Origin of the sequence: Thermaerobacillus caldiproteolyticus (assembly GCF_013761245.1) — a bacterium.
Classification (GTDB): domain Bacteria; phylum Bacillota; class Bacilli; order Bacillales; family Anoxybacillaceae; genus Thermaerobacillus; species Thermaerobacillus caldiproteolyticus.
In genome coordinates, this window is sequence record NZ_JACDUT010000001.1 from 388729 (window position 1) to 411540 (window position 22812).

The window sequence follows — 22812 nt, forward strand, 5'->3', positions numbered from 1 at the left end:
TCTAAATCAAACCATTACGGACGTACTGCAGAACGCTTTAAATCATCTTCATCAACAGGCCCACCAGAATCAGTTTGGACGCCTCGTTCCGAATTAACCAACTTAACGCTATATGATAATTTGTTATTTGTATTCTCAATTTCAACATAAGATCCTCTTTCATCATAACCGTTACTAGTTTTATCTGGATCCTTCACTGTTTCTAAATATCCATCATTCTCTAAATTTTCCAATGTAATTTGTTTAGTTTGGCCGCTAGGAGGAAGCAAATCTTTATCAGACGTTACCGCGATTTTTGCTGCATTAATCATTTGCTGTGCGTTAGATACATGTGCATCTTTTTTCGAGTTGTCAATAAGTCCGCCAATCGCTGGAATCGCAATCGCCGCGATAATTCCTAAAATGACAATGACCGCAAGCAATTCAATCAATGTGAGTCCCCGTTCGTTTTTCAACAAGCGCTTTAACATAATTTCCTCTCCTTTTTCCTGTATTTATAAGTCTTTTTATCTATTATTTTACAATATTTTTCATTTTTTTGAAAATAAATTCTTAATATCATTGCTGAATATGATTAAAAATATCATACATTGGAACGATGATAGACGTCACGATCGTTCCAACAACACCGGCCAAAAGAACGATCATGAACGGTTCGATGAGCGACTTAAGGCGATCGGTGCCCGTTTCGACTTCCGCTTCGTAAAAGTCGGCGACTTTGGCAAGCATCGCATCAAGCGATCCCGTTTCTTCTCCGATTGCAATCATTTGCGTGACAAGCGGCGGAAACGCCCAATGACGTTTCATCGGTTCGGTGAGCGATTGTCCGTGCTCGAGTGCATCGCGCGCTTGTTTCATCACCTTGGCGATAACTTCGTTTTCGACGACGTTTTCGACGATCGACAGCGCCTGTAAAATCGGCACGGAGCTTGAAAATAACGAGCTTAATGTTCTCGTCATCCGCGCCAGCACCGCCTTTTGCAGCAATTTCCCGAAAATCGGAATGCGCAACATCATATAGTCGATGTAATATTTCGTTTGTTTTTGCTTTTTCATAATCGAAAATAGGGCATACGTTCCGACAAGCATGATTACAACAAGCCACCAATATCGTTGCATGATCTCGCTTGCTCGGAGAACGAATTTCGTGATCGCCGGCAATTCCGCATGAAAGTCAGCAAACATTTGTACAAAGGTCGGAACGACGCCAATGAGCAAGAAGATGACGACAGCTATGGTAATGATGGCGACAGCGATTGGATAGGCAAGTGCAGAGACGATCTTTTGCCGTGTGCGATGAATTTTTTCAAAATGATCGGCTAGTCTTTCGAGCGTTTCATCCATGTTTCCCGCCGCTTCCCCAGCTTTCATCATGTTGACGAACATCGGGGGAAACACGCGCGGATGTTTGGCGCTTGCGGCGGATAATGGATTTCCCGCACGCAACTCTTCTTCGACATCGAAAAGCGCTTTTTTGAGCGCCTTGCTTTCCGTCTGACTCGCTAAAATGCGCGTTGAATCGACAACGGACACGCCGGCCTTTAACAATGTCGCAAACTGGCGCAAATAAATGACGAAATCTTGTAATTTTACGGTGTTGCCAAACGTAATTTCTTTGTTTAGCAGCGTCTCTGGCACCTCATGAATGTCGAGCACTTTAATACCTTTTTGCCGCAATTTGAGAATCGCTTCCCGCTTCGATGTGCTTGTGACCGTTCCTGTTTGTCTTCGCCCTTTTATATTGCGGCCTTCGTATTTAAATTGCGGCATATCAGTCCACCCGCTCCTGAGTGAGATAAGGCATAGCGGCTTCTTTCGCAATAAGCCCGGCTTGTACTAGCTCTTTAATGCTTGTTGTTAACGTATGCATCCCAAGTGCGCGGCTCGTTTGCATGACATTGATAATTTGGTGAATTTTTTCGTTTCGAATTAAGTTCGCCACCGCCGCGTTATTCAACAAAATTTCTGTGGCTGCGACCCGCCCTGTTTTTTGCGCGTTCGGAAACAGACGTTGCGAAATAATCGCCACTAACACCGACGCTAATTGAATACGAATTTGCGATTGTTGGGCGGGCGGAAACACGTCGATAATCCGGTCAATCGTCGCTGGGGCGCTTGCCGTGTGCAACGTTCCAAGAACAAGATGCCCTGTTTCCGCCGCCGTAATCGCTGTATGAATCGTCTCCAAATCGCGCATTTCTCCAACTAAAATGACATCCGGGTCTTGCCGTAACGCGGCGCGCAAACCGTTGGCAAAATTGTTCGTATCAAAGCCGACCTCGCGTTGGTCAATAATGCATTGGCCGTGTTTATGCAAATATTCAATCGGATCTTCAAGCGTAATAATATGTTTGCGCATCGTTTTGTTCATATAGTCGATCATCGCCGCAAGAGTTGTCGATTTCCCGCTTCCCGTCGGACCTGTCACAAGCACAAGTCCTTGTGGCTTTTCGGCAATCCTCTTTAACACTTCTGGCAGGCGCAGCTCTTCAATCGTCGGGATCATTGTCGGCACAACGCGAATGGCGAGCGAAATACAGGAACGCTGCTTATACACGTTTATGCGGAAACGGGACACACCGGGAATGCCGTATGAAAAGTCATGCTCCCCTTTTTCTTGAAATTCCTTCCACAACCTATCAGGCATAACCGATCTTGCCATCGCTTCCGTATCTTCCGGCCGTAATGCATCTTGACCGTATTTTTTGAGTTCGCCGTTAATACGCATAATCGGCGGTACGCCAACCGTTACATGGACGTCGGAAGCTTTGTGTTCAAATGCTGCGCGTAAAAGCTGGTCTAATCTTTGTTTCATGGCCCTCACCTTTAGCTTAAAATCGCCACTTTCAGCACTTCTTCTAATGTCGTAATCCCTTGCTTTACCTTTAATAATCCATCATCAATTAAAAAGATCATTTTATTTTTGATCGCTAACTCACGCAACTTCGAAAACGGTTCGTGATTTAAAATGACGCGCCGCATTTCGTCCGTCATCACAAGCAATTCGTGAAGAGCAATTCTCCCTTTATAGCCTGTCATATTGCATGTTGGGCAACCGCGCCCGCGAACTAATTTTTCGATTTTCATACCGCGCCGGGCGAAAATTTCGATTTCTCGTTTCGTCGGTTCTTGTTCTTGTTGACAATCGCGGCAGACGCGGCGAACAAGCCGCTGCGAAACAACCCCCGTTAATGACGTTGCAACAAGAAACGGCTCGATTCCCATATCTATGAGGCGCGTAATCGTGCTTAATGCATCATTCGTATGTAGCGTGCTTAATACTAAATGCCCTGTCAGAGACGCGCGAATTGCCACTTCCGCCGTTTCCCGGTCGCGAATTTCCCCGACCATAATGATGTTCGGATCTTGGCGCAAAATCGAGCGCAACCCTTGCGCAAACGTTAACCCGACGTTCGGATTGACTTGAATCTGGTTAACTCCCTCTAGTTGATACTCGACCGGGTCTTCAATTGTAATAATATTCACTTCTTCGCTATTTAAACGGTTTAACGCGGCATACAGTGTCGACGATTTTCCAGAGCCAGTTGGTCCGGTAATTAATACAATTCCCGTTGGCTTTTCAATGAGTTCAATAAATCGCTGCAAATTTAATTTATTAAATCCCAATTTGTGAATATCATTAAGCGCCGCTCCTAAATCAAGGACACGCATCACAATTTTTTCCCCGTATACCGTCGGCAACGTCGAAACACGCAAATCAACTGGATGGAAGTCTATATTCATTTTAATCCGACCATCTTGCGGAATGCGATGTTCAGTTATATCCATATTTGCTAAAATTTTAATTCTCGCTGTTAATACACTTTGCATATGCTTGGGCAGCGCGCGGTCTGTGCGCAACACGCCGTCAATGCGATAACGAACCAACACTTTCGTTTCTTGCGGATCAATATGAATATCGCTCGCCCGTTGCTCGACTGCCAATTGTAAAATTTGGTTGACAAGTCGAACAATCGGTGAATCTTCTTCGGTCACTCGTTCTTCTTCCACCGTCTCGGGCGTCGGAGTCATGCGTAAAAAATCTTCCATCGACTCGTCGATGTCATAATATTTATTAATCGCTCGCAAAATATCATCTTTCGAAGCGATGGCAGTTTCAATATGAAACCCTGTCGAAAGACGTAAATCGTCGATCACAAAAAAATCCATCGGATCCGCCATCGCGACAAGCAAGCGATCCCCTTCCGCTTTTAACGGCATGACCATATGACGCTTGGCAAATTCTTTTGGAACAAGATTCGTCAATTTCGGGTCAATCGGATAACGATATAGACTGACATGCGGAATTCCTAATTGGAATTCCAGCACTTCAATTAATTGTTGTTCCGTAATATACCCGCGCTGCAAGAGCGCATCTCCCAGCTTTTGTCCGGGAGCTTTTTCTCGTAACGCCTCTTGCAGCTGCTCTTCTGTAATCAGTCCAGCCTCGACTAATAAATCACCCAATCGCTTTCGTTCTTGTTTTTTCATCATGATCATCCCTACTTTTCGTACTGATCAAGATTGGAAGGTGTTGGCGGTACCGCTGTGGTAGTCTCGGTCTCACTTTGTTGGCTGTTTTGTTCTGATGGAGGCTGTTCCTCGTTTGTGCCAGAGGTCGGAGTTGTTGCGTTATTTGATGTATCAATCCCAAGCTTTAATCCGCGAACCTCAATAGCAGGCACCGGCGGATAAAAATCTTCCGCCACTACTTCCGTTTTGAGCAGATGATGGTTTCCGTCATAGATTTCTTTTTTTACTTTTGCAAGCATGCCTTGTTTGCCCTCTTGTTTTACCCGCCGTTCATTTGGCTGTAACAGCGAACTATATTGCACAATCGTTTTTGGAGAAAAGTATTCAATTCCGTCAACGCTCACTACATATTTATGAATCAATGGAAGTCCCGTTAGCGTGACGCTGAAGCCGTTATTAACGGCCTTCAACTGCAATGTATAGGTACTTGTGTTCGGATTGTAAAAGCAAAAATCGCGCTTGTCTTGGTCTACACTTGCTTCATAGCCGAGTCGGATGCCATCCGGCAACTCACGGCTCGTATGACGCTCAAGTACCGTAAAATTCGTCGGTAAAACCGCTTCGTACACAGCCGAAGCAATAAGGCTCATTGCTTCGGAAGAAAGCGGTTCATTTGTTTGGCGGAAATAAGCCGATAGCGAAAAAACACTTTTCCCTTTCAGTTCAATCGTTGGATGATTCGATACCCATGCGATGATCTCCGCGCGGCTTTCCCCTAAATTTTCTATTGTCGCCGCACTAATTGGTTGTTCTGTCGGCTGACTGACAACGTAGTTGGCTAAATCAATCGACTGTTTCCCCACCAAGTTGGCAGCCATTGCTGTCATATCTTGTTTTAATTTTTCGAGATTAATAGAAGAGAATATTGATGGGGGAAGCATTTCTTTGAGACGTTTTATGAGCGTCGGTTCATCCAATTGAACAATGAGCAACGAGCGCTGCCCATTAACGGCTTGTTTGACGCTTCGTTCGACTTGAAAGGTAAACAGTTGTGCAGGAATCGTCTCTTTGTTTTCCTGATAGATTAATTGTATGGCTGCTGACTCTTTCCATTGGTTCACCTTTTCTTGAACAACATGAACTGCTTCGTCGTTTGATTGCTTTGATACAGAAACGGTGCCAATCATTGTTCCTTCAGCAAAGCGGTTCGGCTCCTCGAAAAATGATTGATAAGCAAAGGCGCCGATTTGTGAGAAACTAATAAGATAGACGGTGCAAATGATAATGACAACGAACAATCTTACCGCAGCTGCTTGCCTCACAAGCAAAAGCCCCCTTTGCCTACGCCTCAACGTTCATCGATACATCGACAATGACGCTCGGCCCTTCCTCTTGTGCTTTTGTAATATGTTCCACTGTTAAAATTGTCCCTGCTTCAATCAACACATTGCCATTTTGGTCAAGAATATCTTTTGTCACTCGTTTTCCTTGCAATAGTTCAATTTGCTTTTTTCGCAAAGCTTGCAATGCTTCGTCGTCTTCCGCTTCTTCTTCGATGGTTGCCATGTCCGAAAGCCGCTCGCGATGTTCGATATCGACAGAAACCGCTGTCTCCTCTTTCCCTTTTTCCGGCCCTTTTTCCGGAATATCATCCTCTTGTTCGTCTTCTTTTTGAGTGAGCGCACTTGCTTCATCGAGCAAAGATGAAGAAGCATTTTCATTGACAATGAGAATATCTTTTCCATATGTCAGCACAAATTCAGATGATAACACAACTTGGCGTCCATTCGTATGTAACTCAATTCCTATAATTTCTCCTGTTTCCTCATCCACAAAAAACTCGGTCACTTCGCCAAGCAACTGCCCTTTTCTTGTCATCGCTTTTGTATTTTTAATACGAATTTGTTTGTTGACCAATTGATTGGCAATCGGGATTTCAGCTAAGTCTATCACAGCGTTTTCACTTTCGACCGTTACAGCAAATTCACCGATTCCGACAACTTTTTTAAAAGGAATCGCTTTTAAACTTAATTGAGCATCTTCTTGTTCAATGGTTAAAAAGTCAATCGAACCTTTTTCCGGGTTAATGACTAATGTGTTCACTTTTCCAATTTGCACTCCGTCAGAAATACTAATAATCGGAAGTCCTACAATTTGCGCACTATTTTTCATACTTTCACCACACCTGTCTGTTATGATTTCATCAATGTATGATGAAGAAACTGGATTTCTTTTAATAGAATCGGATAATGAGCGAACTTTTCTTGCAAATGAGCAAGCCATAAAGCAAGTTTGTCATGATCTTTTTCTAAAAGATAATGCTCGATTAACAAACGCGCAAACGCATAATAATCATCATCAGGTAAATGAGGGTGGAGACATTGATGGATACAGCGTTCATACTCCGCCTTTTCAAGATGCTTTCGGCTCAACTGAAGCTCAGTAATGACCGTATGTAACAGTTGCTTTTGAAGTGGTGACTTATTACCAGCAGCGGTATGTTGAACAATCTCGATGTCGGGAAGCGCTTCAACGGCCATTGCCTCTTCCGCCTGCTCGTCGACAGGATGCCATTCAGAAAGCCATTCATCGTTCGGTAATGGCTCCATCATTTCCTGTTCTGGAAAAGCTTTATCCTCGATTTCGTCTACTTCCAATAAAGATGCCGCTTCTGCTTCAACAAAAAACGGCTCCTCTCCAGCAAATGAATCATGTTTCTCCTGCTTTGTTTCATCTTTGACGATGTCATCCAACAACTCAAAACGATGTTCAAGAAATTGAATGTCATCATCATTTTCTAGTAATTCTGCATTCGTCTCATCGTTAGATAGAAGAGGCTCTTTTAAAATTTCTTCTTTTTCTAACGGCTCGATCGATGGCTGCTCTTCAACCGGGACCATTGACTCAGTCGGTAAAATGACATCATCATGTCTGGGAACAACTTCCTGCTCTTCAGCTGCTGCGTTCGTTTCGTTTTGTACATGAAATAAAAAAGGATCATAGTCATCTTCGTCCTCTTCTTCCTTCGCAGCCGCGTAAAGAACATGGCCAAGTTGACGATCGAGCAAATACGTCATTGCCATTGCGAGCAGCAATAAAAGCAGTCCAAGCTGCCAAAGTGGAAAAACTGATTTCGCCATCACTGCAAGTAGTGATAACAATAACGAAACCACAAGTGCAACGATTTTCCCACGCCGGCTCAGCCCAAGGGGCAACATGAATAAAAAAGGAATGACAGTCATAAGAGCAACAAGCGTAAATAAAACCGGTTTCAATGTTTCACCCCGTTTCCCGACACAATATCAGACAAATTTCCTAAAAATAAAACAATACTTGACTCTAACATATTGTATAATAAAGTTATCTATTTTGAAAGAAGGGTATGCGAAATGGAGCGGAAGAAATTTTTTGCACTCCATGCTTCAACCGGATTTACATTGATCGAAATATTAGCGTCTATTGTTATTTTGTCCGCTGTTGCAATAGGAATGTTTTCCTTTTTTACGAACGCGATGAAATACACGACATACAACCAAGGGAAAACAGTCGCCATCAACATCGCCCGCGGTATATTAGCATATATGGAACACCGCGATTTTACAGCATTGAAGCAATATGTCGACGAACAAATACATAACACAGACGAACCGTTTGCGCGGATTGACGCCTCCCACTGCAGCTCATCATTGTTTGAGAACCAACAAGTTTGCGAGGCGCTCCTTCGGCCGACCATTAATAATGTTACCTACGACGAAAAGCGCGTTCACTTATTCCTCGTTCCTTATAACGATACCGAAACATGGAATAAATTACAGAATTCTCCCCCGCCGGAATTTCCATCATCTCTGAAACAAAAAATCAAAGGAGAAAGTATCAAAAATACAGATCCAAACTTACAAAACTACTTGCTTAAAATCTATGTTATCGTCCGCTGGGGAGATAAAGAGGAGGACGCGGAATGGCTGGAAGGTGTGATCGCAAATGAAACAATTCGTTAATAACGAGAAAGGAATCTCGCTCGTCGAACTATTAGCGGCGATTACTATTTCTTCTTTCATACTCGCTTCGATCTACGGCGTGTTTCTAAGCGGCATAAATGCGTATAAGCGAATCGGCATTGAAAATCAGCTGCGCAGCGAGGCGGATTATGTGGTCGCAACAATCATGAATAGGCTTTATCAATTTTCGCCGGATGGGATTGATATGGAAGGAACGACGAATGAACGAATTCAGTTTATCAAAAACAAACAAAAAGTCATTAACCCATCTGTTGGACTTGTCGAAGAAAAAGAGACAGCTACTGAAACATTGTCTATTGAATTACAAAACGATGCGGTATTCATTAACGATGAAAAATTAAACTCAGATCACTTAAAAATTCTTTCTAATCAATCGAAACTTTCGTACAGCTGCGTTAGACAAGAAGGCAGCGTTTGTCAAAGCGGGATTGTCACGTTCATGCTCACCGTCCAAGACCGTGACCATGAAACACCAAGTGACTTCCTGTATATAAAACCATTTACATTAAAAACGGAATTCGGATTTTAAAGGAAGTGGACTCATGAATGATAAAGGATATAGTTTAGTAGTCACCTTGCTGATTATCACGATTTTTTTCATTCTCGGCTTGACTATTTTATCCGCCTCCATTTATCAGGCAAAATTCACTGAAGTGCGCGTGCAGGACGTCGAATCGCTTCATGAAGCGACGCAAGCGATTGAAGAAACGATTGCGGAAATGAAAGTTGAAATAGAGAAGCTAGAGCTGTCAACTCCCCTCCAGCTCGATGCGGACTTGGCCACATTTCTCCCAGCCTTACAAGAAAAATATAAAGTAACGATTCAAGATATAACGAATGATAAGCAAATCAACCGTACAAAGCTATTTACACGCGTCTACATCATTTCGAAATCATCCGGTGCAAAAACCGTCTCGCGGCAAGTCATTTTAACCAATACACCAAGCTTTTTAAAATACGCTATCGGCTCAAACGAGGATGTTACATTAAATGGCGGAGCATATATTGACGGAAATATTTATGCAGGAAAGGATTTTTATGTCACAAATGTTGCTAATTACATTGACAACTCACAAAAATATATCGAACAAACCTCGTTTCCAACAACAAGTGAAACGAGTATATTGTTTGTGAACGGTAGCCATTACTCTTGTGACAACAAGAATGGGGCAGATTCTTGCTACGATATTAGGAACAATCGCTTTGAACGTGTTTTATCGAACTATTCAAACGATGTCCATTTTCAATCTCAAGGACCTTCCGTACAAAAAGAGCAAGACGAATTTATCGATGTCGATTTTGATTGGACATTCAAAGACAAACTTCTGAATGCGGCAGGGATTGAAACGTTTAGTCAACAGTATGAAGCAAACATTGATAAAAGTAGCGAGCAACTACTCAATGAGTTTAAAAAACAATTTACTATTTTCGATAATGCCCATTCTCTTAAAAGTGGCTTATCAGAAACATCAAATCAATCCATCCTTCTTGAGTCCAATGAGCTTCCATCATTTTTTATTGATAGTGGAGAGATTAACTTAAAAGACAAATGGCTTGTTGTGAACGGTGATTTATTTTTAGGAAATAGCGTAAACAAACCAGTGAAAGTGCGAGGAAATATTCTCGTTTTTGGCAATCTAACCATTAGCGGAAATGTACAACTTGATTCAACCATTTACGTTCTTAATCGTACGTTTATTTACAACGCGAACATTTCTGGTTGGGACGACAAACAAGTTGTTTTGTTATCAAAAGGACCTCTAGAAATCGCTCGTATCAATGAGTTTAATAACTCTTTTTCATTTGATAAATCAAATCTCAAAGGATATTTTTATACAGATAGCAACGCCGTTCTTTACACAGTAGGGTCTTACATTAATATTAAAGGTGGATTGTTTGCCCGCGGAAACGAAAACGAAACAGTTACGGATGCGGATACATCCGGTCTTGTTATTAACACATATCGCGGTTCAGCGACAAAACAAAATGGCACGATTTCATTCACTCCTCCTTCATCGTTAGACAAAAAAGAACAAGCTCGTTTTGTCATTCGCCATGATAAATCTGTGTTTATCGACCGTGGCTTAGGACTTCCATTTGTAAAAAAACTAGATGTCATCGTTGATAAGCTCACAGTGAAATAAAAACGACATAGGGTGTGCCCTATGTCGTTTTATTACCATCTATTCTTTCCATTTTCACCGTCCGAAGATGTTTTTTCTTGAACGATGACCATCATCGAATCATCAATGTCCTGACCGAGCGGGTTTTTTTCGTCAGCGACTGCGGTAATCGTCGCATATCCGATATCTTTGGCAACAATATACCATTTTCCATTCTGCGAACGCACTTCAACATATTCCGGAGCGCTAGATTGAACAGACTTAATTTTTTGGTTTGTCGCGTTGCTTGGGATAAATGTGATTTTTGAGTTAATTTCTATTTGCTCTCCTACTGTAACATACAAAATCGGCTGTTTGAATTGAATTGCTTCAAGCGGGATTACTGGATCGATAACCGTTATTCTCGCTGTAGCTGTGACATTGCTGCCGTCTTGCGCTTTAACAGTAATATCGACTACACCTGGATGAACAGCAACCACTTGGCCTTCGTTGACCGTTGCTACGTTCGGATCGCTTGAAGTCCATTGAAGTGATTGGTCCGTTGCGTCATTCGGTACAATCGTTACCGGAATCGTTTGGGTGGCTCCCACATTCATCGTTGATTGATACGTTCCTAATTGTAATTGGCTAATCAATTTTTTATAGGTTAAAGATACAGTGGCAATGCCGTCTCCTTTTGTAAAACCGCCTTTTGATTTGACGGAAATAACAGAATATCCATCGAAGGTAATCGGTATTTCATAAGGATCATTTAACGGTTTCCAACTTGCATCTTGTTTGGCATTTTCCACTCGATATTCATACGATACCCCTTCTCCTGCCACTAAGCCGACTACACGCACTTTTGTCGGTTCTGTGACAACGGAGCCACTCGCCACTTCTTGACCGTTCTCTTTAAAAATTTTCAATCGAGGGGCTAGGTTTAATTCAACGATTTCATCATTTTTGTACGTAACGATGATGACAAGGTCACTGCTATTTGGCTTAAATTCCATCGATTTGATTGGTAACATCAACAGACCATAGTCGTTCGGATGTTTTGTCGTCGCAAGCAAATTAGTAGATGCAGCTAACGATTGCCACTTTGAAACAAGCCCGCGACTATCTCCTTCATAATAAATGTCAGGAAATTCTAATAGCCGCACTTTCATGCTGATGAATTGCGGGGCTACCGGCAATGTTGAAGTACGCGCACCATATTTACTATCTGTAAACGAAACAGTTGCGATTGGCAATTGCACCCCTTCCATCGCCCAGTTCGCTTGCAACGTTAAACTAGCTGTAAGATTGGCGCTATTTAATTTTGTATAATCAATATTGGTGTTCGGAAAATCGATTTCGGCATACGTTACATCATTATTGCTATAAACATTCACATTGGGTGAAGGAACAACGGTAATTCCTTCAGGAAGAGGCTGAATAATTTTAATATTGCTCAAGTTACCCGTCACACCGCTTCCCACATATCCAACGGCGGTTAATGAATATTGGGCGGTAAACCGATTGGAGTCGCTGTTATTGTTTCCGTATTTGATTAAGTCACTAACATTTCTTGAAATTCCTTGTAAACGAACATTGCCTGTAAATGAAGGGGGAACTTCATCTTTCACGACTACCGTCACCGATTTTGTCTTTGCTGGCTGCAGCACTCCATACACATCACGATACGTTAGTTCCAAATTAAATGTATATGTTCCTTTTTCTTTAAATAAGACCGGAATCGAAATATTAACGGGTGGCGGTGCCGGCTGCCCGACTTTATAACTGATGTTAAAGGTTATATATGCATTTTCTTTCGCATCGTCAAGCCAAACGTTTTCATTTTCCACAATCTGTACTTTTCCGTTAAACGCTTTTAACGGAATTTTTACCGTTCCGCTTAATACCGGGTCGGTTGCTAGTTTCGAAAATTGTTGGAAAATCTCCGTTAAGTTTTGAGCTGTTCCTTGCTTCGCTTGCCCGCCTGTTGTCGATGATAGCTTCTCTAAATAATCCATATCGACGTCTTTATTGTCACCAAAGCCAATGGAATAAAGCGTAATATTATTCATTCCAAGATCTTTTGCCACATTAATTCCATGAGTACGGATTATTTCTTCGAAATTTTTGTAAGTTGTATAACTACGGTATGTGGCTGTTTGCTTACCACTTGGATAATAAATAGTTCGATCCGCTGTTCTTCCATCAGAGTATAGTACATATTCGACATCTAAATCTTCTGTTACTTGTTTGCATTTTTTCCACGGCCATATTCCTTCACAAACTTCATACGTAACCGGCTCTTTCGCTTTAGAAACCGTTGGCACCCCATCCGTTAAAAAGATAATATATTTTTTGCGGGTCGGATCGTTGAAAAACGATTGAGCTTGCTGCAAAGCTTGCTTGTAGTTAGTTCCACCATTTGCAACGAGGCTATTAGCCGTTTGTAAAATCTTATCTAAATGCTGTTTGACATCATACGTTCCACTAGGGAACGGAACGACTTTATTGTATTGAACATCACTAGAAAAAGGAACAAGGGCAAATCGGTCACTAGAATTCGCATTGGCCTTGAAATAGTCTACGGCTGAGCTGAGCGCTTGTTTGGCACTTTGAAATTTCATCGGATTTGTTCCTAATTCATCCATCGATCCTGACACGTCAAAAACAAAGACAACATCAATAGGCGGACGGACAATGCTGGTAATTTTTCCTTGGGGGGTTAACGTCACGTCTAACCTTCCTTGAGCGTCTTCATTTGCCGGCTTAGCGTATTCATTTTGTGAAGGTGTTACATCAAAGACTAAGGAAGCGTTATCCGAACTACTTCCTAAAACCGTATTTCCATTGCTAAAAAACAAACTAAAGAGAATAATGACGAAACCAAAGAACATGAAAGCGTTTTTTCTCTGTATCACTCACTCCTCCCCCCCTTCAAAAGTACTATTTTTCTTTCATTATACCAACAATTGTTCCTACATAAATATTATTTTTTTAAGAATTTTCTCACTTCAGAAATAAAATAGAGCGAACCTGTTACTAAAAAGAGGTCGGTATCCTTATAGTTGATCTGTTTCTCTTTTATCCATCGCTGCCAATTATCTTCACACGCTTTTGCCTTATGTTCGCATAAGGCAGCTAATTGTTCAGCGGTTGCTGCTCTTGGAAAAGGAAAAGAAGTAAATGTGATCGTCTCAGCGATATCAGCAAGCGGTTGAACCATCTTTTCAAGCGGCTTATCGGATAAGGCCGCAAACAATACGTGAACATCTTTGTCAGGATAGTGCGTTTGTACCGTGTCAATAACACTACGAATGCCCGCTTCGTTATGCGCACCGTCAATGATGATAAGCGGATTATCGGACAATGATTCAAAACGGCCGATCCATTTGGCTTTTCCCACTCCATCACGAATGTGTTCTTCCTCAATGATAAATGAATAATACGTCCGCAAATAATCGGCTGCCATGACTGCGAGCGCGGCATTTTTTACTTGATGAGTCCCGAACATTGTTGTCGTTATATCACGGTATAGTGCAAATGGTGTTTCAACCGAAAAGCGTTCCCCTGTTTCTGTTGCTGAGTGATTGGTGAGGATAAAATCTCTTCCAATGACATACGTTTTTGCTTTGAGAGAGTTTGCTTTTTCCGAAACAACTTGCAATGCTTCCGATTGCTCAATACCAGTAATGACGGGAACACCTGATTTAACAATTCCGGCTTTTTCAAAAGCGATGCTCTCAAGCGTATCTCCTAAAATGTTCATATGGTCATAGCCGATGTTTGTAATGATCGAAAGGATTGGATACACGACATTTGTCGAATCAAAACGGCCGCCGAGACCTGTTTCGATGATGACCATGTCTTGAATATTCATTTTCCCAAAATAGTAAAACATCATCGCAGTAATGACTTCAAATTCGGTCGGCGCACCAAGCTCTGTCTTTTCAAGTTCTTCAGCAAGCGGCTTGATGATTTGCACAAGTTCGACAATCTCTTCATCGCGAATCGGCTTGCCGTTCACGCTGATCCGTTCATTGAATTGTTCCACATATGGTGATGTGAACGTGCCGACGGAATAACCCGCCTCTTGCAAAATATGGCGCAAATAGCAAACGGTTGATCCCTTGCCGTTCGTTCCGGCAATGTGAACCGCCTTCACGCGGCGCTCTGGATGTCCTAGTTGCTCCATAAACCATTCCATCCGTTTTAATCCCGGTTTGATTCCTAACGGTAACCGATCGTGAATCCAATCGATGGCCTCTTTATATGTGTGAACCATTTCACATCTCCCCTGTCAACGTAGTAAAAAGACGAATCCAAGAAAGCGGATTCGTCTTCATGATAAATGACGAATAAGACGATTGTCTATTTTTTTAATTCGGCAATGCGCGCACGGACTGCCTCACGTTTTTCAAGATAATCTTTTTCTTTTTTTCGTTCTTCCTCGACAACGTGAGCCGGTGCTTTCGCAAGAAATCCTTCGTTGCTGAGTTTCTTTTGAACGCGCTCGACCTCTTTATCAAGCTTTTCAAGTTCTTTTTCGAGACGCTTGATTTCTTCTTCAATGTTAATTAATCCTTCAAGCGGTAAGCTTAATTCAGCGCCAGTTACCACTGCGGTCATCGCTTTTTCCGTCGCCGGAATATCAGTGCCAATGACTAATTCGCTCGGGTTGCAGAATCGTTCGAGATAAGCACGGTTTTTCTTCAGCGTTGCTTCAATGCTCGCATCTTTCGCTTTAATATGCAGCGTAATCGGCTTACTTAATGGCGTATTCACTTCTGCACGAATATTGCGCACAGAACGAATGATGTCCACGAGCAGGCGCATTTCCTCTGCCGCTTCGTTGTCCGTTAATTCCGGACGAACTTCTGGCCATTTCGCTACCGTAATGGATTTGCCTTCATGCGGCAAATGCTGCCAAATTTCCTCGGTAATGAACGGCATAAATGGATGTAATAGACGCATTGTATTGTCAAGCACATACGCCAGAACAGAGCGAGTCGTTTTCTTCGCTGCTTCGTCATCACCGTATAACGGCAACTTCGCCATTTCAATATACCAATCGCATAAGTCATCCCAAATGAAGTTGTAAAGCGCTCGACCAACTTCGCCAAATTCATATTTTTCCGCCAGCTTCGTTACCGTTTCAATCGTTTCGTTGAGACGCGTTAAAATCCATTTATCCGCAACCGATTTTTCGCCTGTTAAATCAATTTCATCATATGTTAGACCGCCCATGTTCATCAACGCAAAGCGGGAAGCGTTCCAAATTTTGTTCGCAAAATTCCATGTTGCTTCTACTTTTTCTGTGCTGAAGCGCAAATCTTGACCAGGTGAGCTTCCAGTTGCCAAGAAATAGCGAAGCGAGTCAGCGCCGTATTGGTCGATCACATCCATCGGGTCGACACCGTTGCCGAGCGATTTGCTCATCTTCCGTCCTTGCGCATCGCGTACTAATCCGTGGATTAATACATCTTTAAATGGGCGTGTTCCTGTAAACTCAAGACCTTGGAAAATCATTCGCGATACCCAGAAGAAAATGATATCGTATCCTGTTACGAGTACATCGGTTGGATAATAACGTTTGTAGTCCTCAGATTCCGTATTCGGCCAGCCCATTGTTGAAAATGGCCATAATGCGGAGCTAAACCATGTATCCAATACGTCTGGGTCTTGTTCCCAATTTTCGATATCCGCAGGCGGCTCATGGTCCACATAAATTTCTCCAGTTTCTTTATGATACCAAGCCGGAATGCGGTGTCCCCACCATAGCTGACGAGAAATACACCAATCGCGAATGTTTTCTAGCCAGTGTAAATACGTTTTCTCAAAACGTTCTGGCACGAAGTTGATTTTTCCGTCTGTTTTTTGTAGCTCAATCGCCGCTTCCGCTAACGGTTTCATTTTCACGAACCATTGTGTAGAAAGATACGGCTCAACAACGGCACCGCTTCGCTCACTGTGACCAACAGAATGCATATGTTCTTCAATTTTGAAAAGAACTCCTTGTTCTTGAAGGTCTTTGACGATTTGCTTACGGCATTCAAAACGATCAAGTCCTTGATATTGCATCGCATTTTCGTTCATCGTACCGTCTTCGTTCATAACGAGAATGCGTGGTAAGTTATGACGGTTCCCGATTTCAAAGTCGTTCGGGTCATGCGCTGGCGTAATTTTCACTGCTCCGGAACCGAATTCCATATCGACATACTCGTCGCCGATGATTGGAATTTCACGACCAGTAATCGGTAAAATCACCGTTTTGCCGATTAAGTGCTTATAGCGCTCATCTTCTGGATGCACAGCTACCGCTGTATCACCGAGCATCGTTTCTGGACGTGTTGTCGCTACCTCAATGTAGCCAGAGCCGTCAGCGAGCGGATAACGCATATGATAAAGCGCACCTTGTACATCTTTATAGATGACCTCAATATCTGACAGCGCTGTTTTTGTTACCGGGTCCCAGTTAATAATGTATTCGCCGCGGTAAATTAAGCCTTTTTTGTACAACGATACAAATACTTCGCGAACCGCTTTGGACAGCCCTTCGTCCAACGTAAAACGTTCGCGCGTATAATCTAATCCAAGCCCTAATTTCGCCCATTGCTCACGAATGTGACCGGCGTATTCTTCTTTCCATTTCCACGTTTCTTCAACAAATTTTTCACGTCCTAAATCATGGCGGGAAAGCCCTTGGTGACGAAGCTTTTCTTCTACTTTTGCTTGCGTCGCAATACCGGCATGGTCCATTCCTGGAAGCCATAGAACGTCATAGCCTTGCATCCGTTTCATGCGCGTAATAATATCTTGCAACGTTGTATCCCACGCATGACCTAAATGCAATTTTCCTGTGACGTTTGGCGGTGGAATGACAATAGTAAACGGCTGTTTATCGCTGTCACCTGTTGCTTCAAAAAATTTGCCTTCCAACCACCATTGATAGCGGTTTGTTTCGACAGCTTTATGGTCGTACTTTGTCGACATTGTAATCTCTTTTGTCTCCATCTTGTTTTCCCTCCTATCGTAAAAATAAAAAACTCCCTTCATCCGAAAAGGACGAAAGGAGTAACTTTCGCGGTACCACCTTTTTTCTTAAGCAAGTAGGCACACTTTTCCTCTTGCTTAAGCACTTCATCGCAATAACGGCTGTAACCGGCTTCTTCTACTAAGCAATGCCGTTCAAAGAAGCAGCTCAAGGGCGACCTTCCAACGATAACCGACCTAAGAAATCTCGCAGCTACTGATTTCTCTCTCTGAAGGCGTTATTCGTTGTACTCTTCCCTATCTTCGCTTTTTCACGTTTCTGTTTATTATACTACCGAAAAACCAAATTCATCGTCAATCATCTTTTCCAAGTTTTTATTTATTTATTCTCATTTCGCTTTTTGGTGACAAAAAAATCACATTATCCTCATTATTTCATAATGTATTAGTAGCACACTGTTAGGAGAGATGATGGATGAAGAATTTTAACCGGTTTTCGTGGCCTCCGTGGCTTCGTCAAGTTCGTATCGTTTGCGTACAAGTCATTATTCCGATTACGATTTTCCAAGGGATTCGCACCATTTTTTTTCCGACGCCAATTGACGTTATTTTATTAGCGATTTTTGTACTCATTGCCGTGGCCTTGCATCTTGAATGGATTTAAATTACAAAGAAACTTCCGATTGTTCTTCCGCTTGTTTGGCTTCTTTTATTTGTATAAGACGCATAACGATATATTCGATATTTTTCATTGCCCAATATCGTCGGTGTAATCGGGAAACATAGTCGCGCTCGCTTCTTTCTTTTTGCCGCTCGGTGGCATATTGGGAAACAAAACGATACATGCTATCCGGCTGAGCTAAATGACTGAAAAAAAAGGCTTGCTCCTCATCAAGAATGGATAATTGTTGCTCATATTCTACAACCCCATCTATCCACTCGTCACCGATCGGATGAGACGTTCGGACATGATGATATAAAGATGTAAATAAATCGGCAAGTGGCGATGCCCAACAGGCGCGCTCCCAACTAAGGAAATACCGATTTCCTTTTTCATCGTGTACGTAATGTGATAATAAAGCATTCCCATGAATAAAGACCATTCTCCACTTTTTTGTTTCTTTTATTTTCTCGTACCATTTTTCTAACTGTGTTTCGGCAAACCAATACGCTTGCATCGTTTCATGAAAATACGTACAAACCTGTAATTGAAACGGAGACATATACCATTCATGTTCACATTGTTCGACATATGATTGTAAAAAGGTCCGCTGCTTTTCCCACTCGCTTTTCCGTGCTTCATAATAATGGGTAATTTCCTCTTCTTTTACATCGACTTCTTTTAGTGATTGTCGATGCAGGTAAGCAAGATCTCGAAAAAAGGAGCGTATCCGCTCTCCTCTCTCTGGGTTTGTTCCTTGAGTGATCCACGGCATTAAGTAATAGTATTGCCCTTGATAAAAAACAAACGGAGTTCCTTGTCTTGACAAATAGAGAGGAACTGATTGTTTTGTATAGAGAGAATAGGCTTGCTGAACGGTTTGTATCTGCCTATCATGCTTTATTTCTTTCAGCGCAAATACGCCGACGTTCGTATAGACTTTTTTCACTTTTCCAACATGATCTATCCGATGTGCTTGTAGACCGTACTGTTGCAAAATGGGGCGATATAATTCAAGAAGTTCACGATTCAACAAAAAGCCCCCCTTCTCCACATAAAAAGAAGTGAGGAAGCATTCTTCACTCACCGTTATGCGCGGCTGCCCGCCGGCACCGGGATATATAACAGTTGTCCTTCATGAATATCCGTTCCGTAATCGAGATGATTGGCACGAAGCAGATGTTGCACAGTGACATCATAGCGCTCAGCGATCTTGTCCAATGAATCCCCTTGCTGAACGATACAAATTTTGACTCTTGAAAAATCCTCTCCTTGTCCCTTCTCAAATAATTTCGTTAAATAAAGGGCGTTTTCATTTTTTGATTTTGAATACTCCTTCACTTTTTTATCAGCCGACTCTTCCTCGTTTTCATCTCTATTTTCTATTTGCTTAATTGCTCCGATCGATACTTTTGTTTCTTCCTTCTCTTGAACGGTGTCAATCTCCTCAGCAATTGTCGCAAGCTGTTCTTTATCCTCGTTTCGATTCAGCACCTCGCTCTCTTTCTGTACAAGCTCAGTTTGAGCTGCACTGATCGGAGAAGCCTCTTCATTTTTCTCTTCTTCTAGGCTTTCGTCATATACTTCACGTTCTTCAAACTGCTCCGTCTCTTCCTCGTAAGCTTCTTTACGTGCTACCACCTCAAACGGTTCAAACAATGGCTCTTCTTCCTCTTCCTCGTATTGTATGGACTCGTTGCGCGTCTCTTCGCCAATGCCGCTAATCGAAATATCAGCTGTCAATACGAGCTGACCATTTTCACCTAAGTCGTAATCAAATGATTCGACTGTAACATAGACATCCTCTAAATTTTGAATGCGATTTTTCGGAATGGTAATATCGACAGGAAAACGATGAAATAATTCACTAATCCCATCCTCACGCGTCGTTACACGTTGTACAAAGCGATGTGCGCTAAAATCGAACAGTTCTGAGTCGCTTTCTTCTTCCTCAGTCATTCGATATTCTCCGCTTAATTCTAACGCTCCGCGAATTGTAATATAATGCTCATATTCATCAACTGAAATCACTGGATCAAGAGCAATCGAAATCAATTCAGAGACTTCCTGTCCCTTTTTAAACCAGATCGATTCCTCGAGGGAAAAACGCAAATATGATTGGTCCAACCGCAACTCCTCCTTCCATGTCTTTCGCCCGCAAATTTCTATGACATTATCAATTGTATGAGTGACGGTCGGGAGATATGAATAAAAAATGGGGCTGCCCCAAAAATAATGGGACAGCCCTACACTATCTTTCTATCGTGCCTTATTGAACCTATTGCGCTCCTCTTAGTTTAGCAAACGCTCTTTCCGCTGCAACAATTGTTTTTTCAATATCTTCATCCGTATGTTCCGTTGATAAGAACATTCCCTCAAATTGCGAAGGTGGAAGGAAAATGCCTTGTTCCGCCATTTCGCGATAATACGCGGCAAACATCTCTAAATCGGATGTTTTCGCCTTTTCATAGTTTACAACTTTTTCGTTTGTAAAGAAAAAGCCAATCATCGAGCCAGCGCGATTAATAGTATGAGGAATTTCGTATTTTGTCGCCGCTTGTCTCAAGCCTTCCTCCAGACGATCTGCTTTTTTCTTAAATTGCTCATACGTCTCCGGAGTGAGTTGAATTAACGTTTCATATCCGGCCGTCATCGCTAACGGATTGCCGGATAATGTCCCTGCTTGATAAATTGGTCCGCTTGGGGCGACTCGTTCCATAATTTCGGCTTTACCGCCGTAGGCTCCAACAGGAAGACCGCCACCAATGACTTTTCCAAGGCACGTCAGATCTGGTTCAATGCCGAAATATCCTTGCGCACAATGGTAATCCACACGAAATCCTGTCATCACTTCATCAAAAATTAAGAGCGCTCCGTATTGTTTCGTCACGTCTCGTAATCCTTGCAAAAAGCCCGGCTCTGGTGGAACGACCCCCATGTTCCCAGCGACTGGTTCGACAATGACTGCGGCAATATCTTCGCCAAATCGCTCAAACGCATATTTGACGCTTTCAAGGTCGTTGTAAGGAACAGTAATCGTGTTTTGAGCTACCGATTCCGGAACCCCCGGACTGTCAGGTAAACCAAGAGTGGCCACTCCTGAACCTGCTTTAATTAACAACGAATCGCCATGACCATGATAACAGCCTTCAAATTTTACAATTTTATTGCGCCCTGTATAGCCGCGCGCTAATCGAAGCGCGCTCATTGTCGCCTCCGTTCCCGAGTTCACCATTCGGACAATTTCAATCGACGGCACGCGTTCAATGACAAGCTTCGCTAACTCATTTTCGATTAGCGTCGGTGCACCAAAGCTCGTTCCGTTTTCTGCTACTTTTTTTAACGCTTCAACGACACGAGGGTTCGCATGTCCTAAAATCAGCGGCCCCCATGACAACACATAGTCAATATATTCGTTTCCGTCAACATCATAAATTTTCGAACCTTGGCCGCGCTCCATAAAGATCGGCGTCATGTTGACCGATTTAAACGCCCGGACAGGGCTATTTACGCCGCCCGGCAACAATTGAACAGCTTCCTGATACGCCTCTTTTGAACGTTCGTAGCTTCGCATGTTCGCTCCCCTTTCTATTCGTTTAACCAACGAGCTACATCTTTCGCAAAGTACGTTAAAATTAAGTCGGCTCCCGCCCGTTTCATGCCGATTAACATTTCCATAACAATTTCTTTTTCATTGATCCATCCGTTTTGCGCTGCCGCTTTCACCATCGAATACTCGCCGCTTACATTGTAAGCAACAATCGGAAGATGGAAATGGTTTTTCATATCGCGGATGATATCCAAATAAGCGAGCGCCGGTTTCACCATTAAAAAGTCGGCTCCTTCGCGCACATCGGATTCCGCTTCGCGAAATGCTTCAAGACGGTTGGCCGGATCCATTTGGTACGTTTTCCGATCACCAAACTGTGGAGCGCTATCAGCCGCATCGCGGAATGGTCCATAAAAAGCAGAAGCATATTTTACTGCATACGACATAATCGGCACATGAGTGAATCCGGCTTCGTCTAATCCTTGACGAATCGCCGCAACAAAGCCATCCATCATGTTTGAAGGAGCGATGATATCTGCTCCTGCTTTCGCTTGGCTGACCGCTGTTTTTACAAGCAGCTCGAGCGATGGGTCATTTACAACTTGCTCGTTTTCGATAACGCCGCAATGGCCGTGGCTTGTGTATTCACATAGACATGTATCGGCAATCACCACTAGCTCCGGATAGTGTGCTTTGATTTGCCGAATCGCCTGTTGCACAATTCCATGCTCACAGTATGCTTGCGAACCGACTTCATCTTTTTCTGCCGGCACACCGAACACGATGACGGATTTAATGCCTAACTCGACGACTTCAGCGATTTCATCATTGAGATGATCGAGTGAAAGCTGGTATACTCCCGGCATGGACCGCACTTCTTGTTTCGTTTCTTTTCCTTCGACAACAAAAATCGGATAAATGAGATCCTCGACATGAAGATGCGTTTCTCTCACCATTGCTCGTAAATTCGCTGTTTGCCGCAACCGACGATGACGATCAAAGTGTAATGAATTCATT

Annotated in this window: 18 protein-coding genes and 1 other annotated feature; of the genes, 4 read left to right on the forward strand and 14 right to left on the reverse strand. The window is 42.7% G+C overall.

Annotation, left to right across the window (positions count from 1 at the left end; translation table 11 throughout):
* Nucleotides 1–14 precede the first annotated feature (14 nt).
* The 7 genes from HNR31_RS02050 to HNR31_RS02080 form a co-directional block, all read right to left on the reverse strand.
* Complete coding sequence (locus HNR31_RS02050) at nucleotides 15–470, reverse strand: prepilin-type N-terminal cleavage/methylation domain-containing protein (protein ID WP_181554578.1); 456 nt, start codon at nucleotides 468–470, stop codon at nucleotides 15–17.
* An 88-nt stretch (nucleotides 471–558) separates the two neighbouring features.
* Nucleotides 559–1770, reverse strand: coding sequence for a type II secretion system F family protein (locus HNR31_RS02055; protein WP_181554580.1), 1212 nt, complete (start codon nucleotides 1768–1770; stop codon nucleotides 559–561).
* A 1-nt stretch (nucleotide 1771) separates the two neighbouring features.
* Complete coding sequence (locus HNR31_RS02060; protein ID WP_181554581.1) at nucleotides 1772–2815, reverse strand: type IV pilus twitching motility protein PilT; 1044 nt, start codon at nucleotides 2813–2815, stop codon at nucleotides 1772–1774.
* A gap of 11 nt (nucleotides 2816–2826) precedes the next feature.
* Nucleotides 2827–4494 (reverse strand): GspE/PulE family protein, encoded by a 1668-nt coding sequence (locus HNR31_RS02065; RefSeq protein WP_181554583.1) that lies wholly within the window; start codon nucleotides 4492–4494, stop codon nucleotides 2827–2829.
* A gap of 8 nt (nucleotides 4495–4502) precedes the next feature.
* Nucleotides 4503–5795, reverse strand: a complete 1293-nt coding sequence (locus HNR31_RS19065; protein ID WP_181554584.1) for a G5 domain-containing protein — start codon at nucleotides 5793–5795, stop codon at nucleotides 4503–4505.
* Between the two features lie 19 nt (nucleotides 5796–5814).
* Nucleotides 5815–6645, reverse strand: a complete 831-nt coding sequence (locus tag HNR31_RS02075) for a PRC-barrel domain-containing protein (protein ID WP_181554585.1) — start codon at nucleotides 6643–6645, stop codon at nucleotides 5815–5817.
* Nucleotides 6646–6665: 20 nt separating this feature from the next.
* Nucleotides 6666–7748 (reverse strand): hypothetical protein, encoded by a 1083-nt coding sequence (locus tag HNR31_RS02080; protein ID WP_181554587.1) that lies wholly within the window; start codon nucleotides 7746–7748, stop codon nucleotides 6666–6668.
* 114 nt (nucleotides 7749–7862) lie between these two features.
* Between HNR31_RS02080 and HNR31_RS02085 the strand changes: the two genes are divergently transcribed.
* From HNR31_RS02085 to HNR31_RS02095, 3 genes are read left to right on the forward strand one after another with little or no spacing between them, the layout of a single operon-like run.
* Nucleotides 7863–8471 carry a type IV pilus modification PilV family protein gene (locus HNR31_RS02085; RefSeq protein WP_181554588.1) on the forward strand — a complete coding sequence of 203 codons (609 nt, stop codon included), beginning with the start codon at nucleotides 7863–7865 and terminating at the stop codon, nucleotides 8469–8471.
* Entirely contained in the window at nucleotides 8455–9021 is a 567-nt protein-coding gene (locus HNR31_RS02090) for a PilW family protein (protein ID WP_181554589.1), read from the forward strand. Before HNR31_RS02085 ends, HNR31_RS02090 begins: the two co-directional genes overlap by 17 nt.
* Before the next feature lie 13 nt (nucleotides 9022–9034).
* On the forward strand, nucleotides 9035–10636 hold the full coding sequence (locus tag HNR31_RS02095; RefSeq protein ID WP_181554590.1) for a hypothetical protein: 1602 nt from the start codon (nucleotides 9035–9037) through the stop codon (nucleotides 10634–10636).
* A 32-nt stretch (nucleotides 10637–10668) separates the two neighbouring features.
* Here the strand turns inward: HNR31_RS02095 and HNR31_RS02100 are convergent, their stop codons facing one another.
* The 3 genes from HNR31_RS02100 to HNR31_RS02110 form a co-directional block, all read right to left on the reverse strand.
* On the reverse strand, nucleotides 10669–13512 hold the full coding sequence (locus HNR31_RS02100; RefSeq protein ID WP_308806340.1) for a VWA domain-containing protein: 2844 nt from the start codon (nucleotides 13510–13512) through the stop codon (nucleotides 10669–10671).
* 68 nt (nucleotides 13513–13580) lie between these two features.
* Complete coding sequence (locus HNR31_RS02105) at nucleotides 13581–14876, reverse strand: bifunctional folylpolyglutamate synthase/dihydrofolate synthase (protein ID WP_181554591.1); 1296 nt, start codon at nucleotides 14874–14876, stop codon at nucleotides 13581–13583.
* Between the two features lie 86 nt (nucleotides 14877–14962).
* Nucleotides 14963–17605 carry a valine--tRNA ligase gene (locus HNR31_RS02110; RefSeq protein WP_181554593.1) on the reverse strand — a complete coding sequence of 881 codons (2643 nt, stop codon included), beginning with the start codon at nucleotides 17603–17605 and terminating at the stop codon, nucleotides 14963–14965.
* Between the two features lie 44 nt (nucleotides 17606–17649).
* Nucleotides 17650–17897: a binding site (T-box leader), on the reverse strand.
* 162 nt (nucleotides 17898–18059) lie between these two features.
* Here HNR31_RS02110 and HNR31_RS02115 point away from each other — a divergent pair.
* Nucleotides 18060–18248: a hypothetical protein gene (locus HNR31_RS02115; RefSeq protein ID WP_181554594.1), complete on the forward strand. Its 189-nt coding sequence runs from the start codon at nucleotides 18060–18062 to the stop codon at nucleotides 18246–18248.
* 1 nt (nucleotide 18249) lies between these two features.
* On the opposite strand, the gene ysxE is transcribed toward HNR31_RS02115, so the two are convergent.
* The 4 genes from ysxE to hemB form a co-directional block, all read right to left on the reverse strand.
* Nucleotides 18250–19278 carry a spore coat protein YsxE gene (gene ysxE, locus HNR31_RS02120; RefSeq protein ID WP_181554595.1) on the reverse strand — a complete coding sequence of 343 codons (1029 nt, stop codon included), beginning with the start codon at nucleotides 19276–19278 and terminating at the stop codon, nucleotides 18250–18252.
* Between the two features lie 56 nt (nucleotides 19279–19334).
* Complete coding sequence (gene spoVID, locus HNR31_RS02125) at nucleotides 19335–20372, reverse strand: stage VI sporulation protein D (RefSeq protein ID WP_181554596.1); 1038 nt, start codon at nucleotides 20370–20372, stop codon at nucleotides 19335–19337.
* Nucleotides 20373–20523: 151 nt separating this feature from the next.
* A complete protein-coding gene (hemL, locus tag HNR31_RS02130; protein WP_181554597.1) occupies nucleotides 20524–21819 on the reverse strand; it encodes a glutamate-1-semialdehyde 2,1-aminomutase in 1296 nt (431 codons plus the stop codon).
* A 14-nt stretch (nucleotides 21820–21833) separates the two neighbouring features.
* The gene (gene hemB, locus HNR31_RS02135; protein WP_181554598.1) at nucleotides 21834–22811 is read right to left on the reverse strand and encodes a porphobilinogen synthase; all 978 of its coding nucleotides are present in this window, start codon (nucleotides 22809–22811) and stop codon (nucleotides 21834–21836) included.
* Nucleotide 22812: the final 1 nt, after the last annotated feature.

Coding starts and splice junctions, on each gene's coding strand:
- HNR31_RS02115 (WP_181554594.1), top strand. CDS start 18,060: ATGAAGAATTTTAACCGGTTTTCGTGGCCTCCGTGGCTTCGTCAAGTT.
- HNR31_RS02090 (WP_181554589.1), top strand. CDS start 8,455: ATGAAACAATTCGTTAATAACGAGAAAGGAATCTCGCTCGTCGAACTA.
- hemB (WP_181554598.1), bottom strand. CDS start 22,811: ATGAATTCATTACACTTTGATCGTCATCGTCGGTTGCGGCAAACAGCG.
- HNR31_RS02085 (WP_181554588.1), top strand. CDS start 7,863: ATGGAGCGGAAGAAATTTTTTGCACTCCATGCTTCAACCGGATTTACA.
- HNR31_RS02060 (WP_181554581.1), bottom strand. CDS start 2,815: ATGAAACAAAGATTAGACCAGCTTTTACGCGCAGCATTTGAACACAAA.
- HNR31_RS02065 (WP_181554583.1), bottom strand. CDS start 4,494: ATGATGAAAAAACAAGAACGAAAGCGATTGGGTGATTTATTAGTCGAG.
- HNR31_RS02105 (WP_181554591.1), bottom strand. CDS start 14,876: ATGGTTCACACATATAAAGAGGCCATCGATTGGATTCACGATCGGTTA.
- HNR31_RS02075 (WP_181554585.1), bottom strand. CDS start 6,645: ATGAAAAATAGTGCGCAAATTGTAGGACTTCCGATTATTAGTATTTCT.
- hemL (WP_181554597.1), bottom strand. CDS start 21,819: ATGCGAAGCTACGAACGTTCAAAAGAGGCGTATCAGGAAGCTGTTCAA.
- HNR31_RS02055 (WP_181554580.1), bottom strand. CDS start 1,770: ATGCCGCAATTTAAATACGAAGGCCGCAATATAAAAGGGCGAAGACAA.
- HNR31_RS02050 (WP_181554578.1), bottom strand. CDS start 470: ATGTTAAAGCGCTTGTTGAAAAACGAACGGGGACTCACATTGATTGAA.
- HNR31_RS02095 (WP_181554590.1), top strand. CDS start 9,035: ATGAATGATAAAGGATATAGTTTAGTAGTCACCTTGCTGATTATCACG.
- HNR31_RS02110 (WP_181554593.1), bottom strand. CDS start 17,605: ATGGAGACAAAAGAGATTACAATGTCGACAAAGTACGACCATAAAGCT.